This is a genomic window from uncultured Clostridium sp., from assembly GCF_934754915.1.
Lineage (GTDB): Bacteria > Bacillota > Clostridia > Clostridiales > Clostridiaceae > Clostridium.
Genome location: NZ_CAKVKB010000315.1, coordinates 1 through 1,958 on the forward strand (window position 1 = coordinate 1; position 1,958 = coordinate 1,958).

Sequence of the window (1,958 nt, forward strand, 5' to 3'; positions counted from 1 at the left end):
TCTTATTAGCATTATTCATAGCTATCATTATCATATCTTCTAACATCTCTAGATCATCTGATGTTAAATTTGAATTTAAATCTATTTTTACAGATAAAACTTCATGTTTTCCATTTATTTTTACTTTTACAACAGAACTTTCTCCTTCAAATTCTTGTTTCTCAATTTCACTTTGTGCCTTTGTCATGTCCTTTTGCAATGCTTGGGCTTGTTTCATCAATGCTTGCATATTCATAATATATTTCCTTCTTTCTCTTAAATTTCTTCAAACAATTCTTTTGCTCTTTCTTTTAGTGTTAAATTTTTCTTTCTCTCTATCTCTTCAATATACTTAAAAGATGATTTATTTTTTTTGTATTTTTCAATGTACTCATTCCATTCTTTTTCTGAAATACAAATTGGCTTAATATCATACCCAAATGCTTTTTGAAATATTTTTTCTACTGTATAAAGATCACTGTTAATTTGCTCTGCAAGACCATTTAACTTTGATATCAGTATAACATTTGTATCACTGGCTGCCACCGGTAAAATATCTGAACTTAGTAGACGAGCTATGTTACCATAATTCATATCAAATGCTAAATCTTTTAAATTATCCCAACTATTTCTTAATTTAATAACATTTTCTTTTTTAGGGTTGCATAAAGTATTATTAACTCTTATTTCCTTCTGTCTTTTTTCTCCTTCTTTTGTTTCTTCTAATAACTTATTTTCTGTAATTTTATTCGATGTATAATTCTCTTTAGTTTCAATATTTTGTGGTTCTTTTGAATCATTTGTATATATCATATTAAGCATCGCTATTTCAAAAATTATTTTAGGGTTGTCAGATTTTCTCATTTCTTCTTCTAAACTATTCAAATTTCTAATCATAGAACATTTGTTTAGTACATCTTTTCTGTTTTCTATTAAATCATTTCTAAAGCATTCAATTATTTCATTCAATAATTTAATTAAATCTGTTCCATTATTGTAGTACTCTTCAATTTTTTTTAAAATTCCCTCAATATTTTTATCTTCAATTAAACTTAAGAACTCATTTAATTCTTTTGATGTAATATTGCCACTAATTTCTTTTATGTCGTTTGCTTCTATTTTCTTATCTGTATAGGAAATGGCTTTTTCTAAAGTTCCAATGGCATCCCTTAATCCTCCATTAGAATATTTAGCTATCTCTTCTATAGCTTCGTCACTAATTTGAATTTTTTCTTTTTCTGATATGTTTTTTAATCTATTTTTCATATCATTCAAATTTATTTTATTAAATTCCAATGTTTGACATCTTGAAATAATTGTCGATGGCACTTTGTTTAACTCAGTTGTTGCTAAGATAAATACTATATGTTCTGGTGGTTCTTCTAATGTTTTTAATAGGGCATTAAAAGCTGCTATAGATAGCATGTGTACCTCATCTATTATATATACTTTGTATTTTAGTTCTGATGGGACAAATGATACTTTATTTTTTAGTTCACGTATTTCATTTACGCCATTGTTTGACGCTGCATCTATTTCAATGATATCTACGCATTCTTTTTCTTTTGATATGATGCAACTATCGCAATTTTCACACTGAATACCATCATGAGAATTTTTACAGTTAATTGCTCTAGCAAATATTTTTGCTATTGATGTTTTTCCAGTCCCCCTAGGTCCAAAGAATAAATATGCATGAGCTATTTTATTATTTTTAATTGCGTTTTTCAAAATTCTAACGGTAACATTTTGGCCTGACACTTCATCAAAATTTTTAGGTCTATATTTTCTATAAAGTGCTTGATAACTCATTTCGTTTCTCCTTTCTCCCAGGTATAAGTATAGCATATTTTAGGTTCATATTAAATCATTTTGGGTTATTATTTAACTATATTTACACATTATATGAGTCTTATTTTCTAAAAAATTTTTACTTAGTTTGATGTATTTTAATTTCTTTCCGTTACATTTTAATTATG

2 protein-coding genes are annotated in these 1,958 nt (G+C 26.5%); both read right to left on the reverse strand.

Annotated elements, in window-relative coordinates:
• Positions 1–235, reverse strand: a 235-nt coding sequence (locus Q0F58_RS19255) for a YbaB/EbfC family nucleoid-associated protein (protein WP_294379680.1), incomplete at its 3' end; no start/stop codon positions are given.
• Positions 236–255: 20 nt separating this feature from the next.
• The gene (gene dnaX / locus Q0F58_RS19260) at positions 256–1,791 is read right to left on the reverse strand and encodes a DNA polymerase III subunit gamma/tau (RefSeq protein WP_294379682.1); all 1,536 of its coding nucleotides are present in this window, start codon (positions 1,789–1,791) and stop codon (positions 256–258) included.
• Between the last annotated feature and the right edge of the window lie 167 nt (positions 1,792–1,958).

Coding starts and splice junctions, on each gene's coding strand:
- dnaX (WP_294379682.1), bottom strand. CDS start 1,791: ATGAGTTATCAAGCACTTTATAGAAAATATAGACCTAAAAATTTTGAT.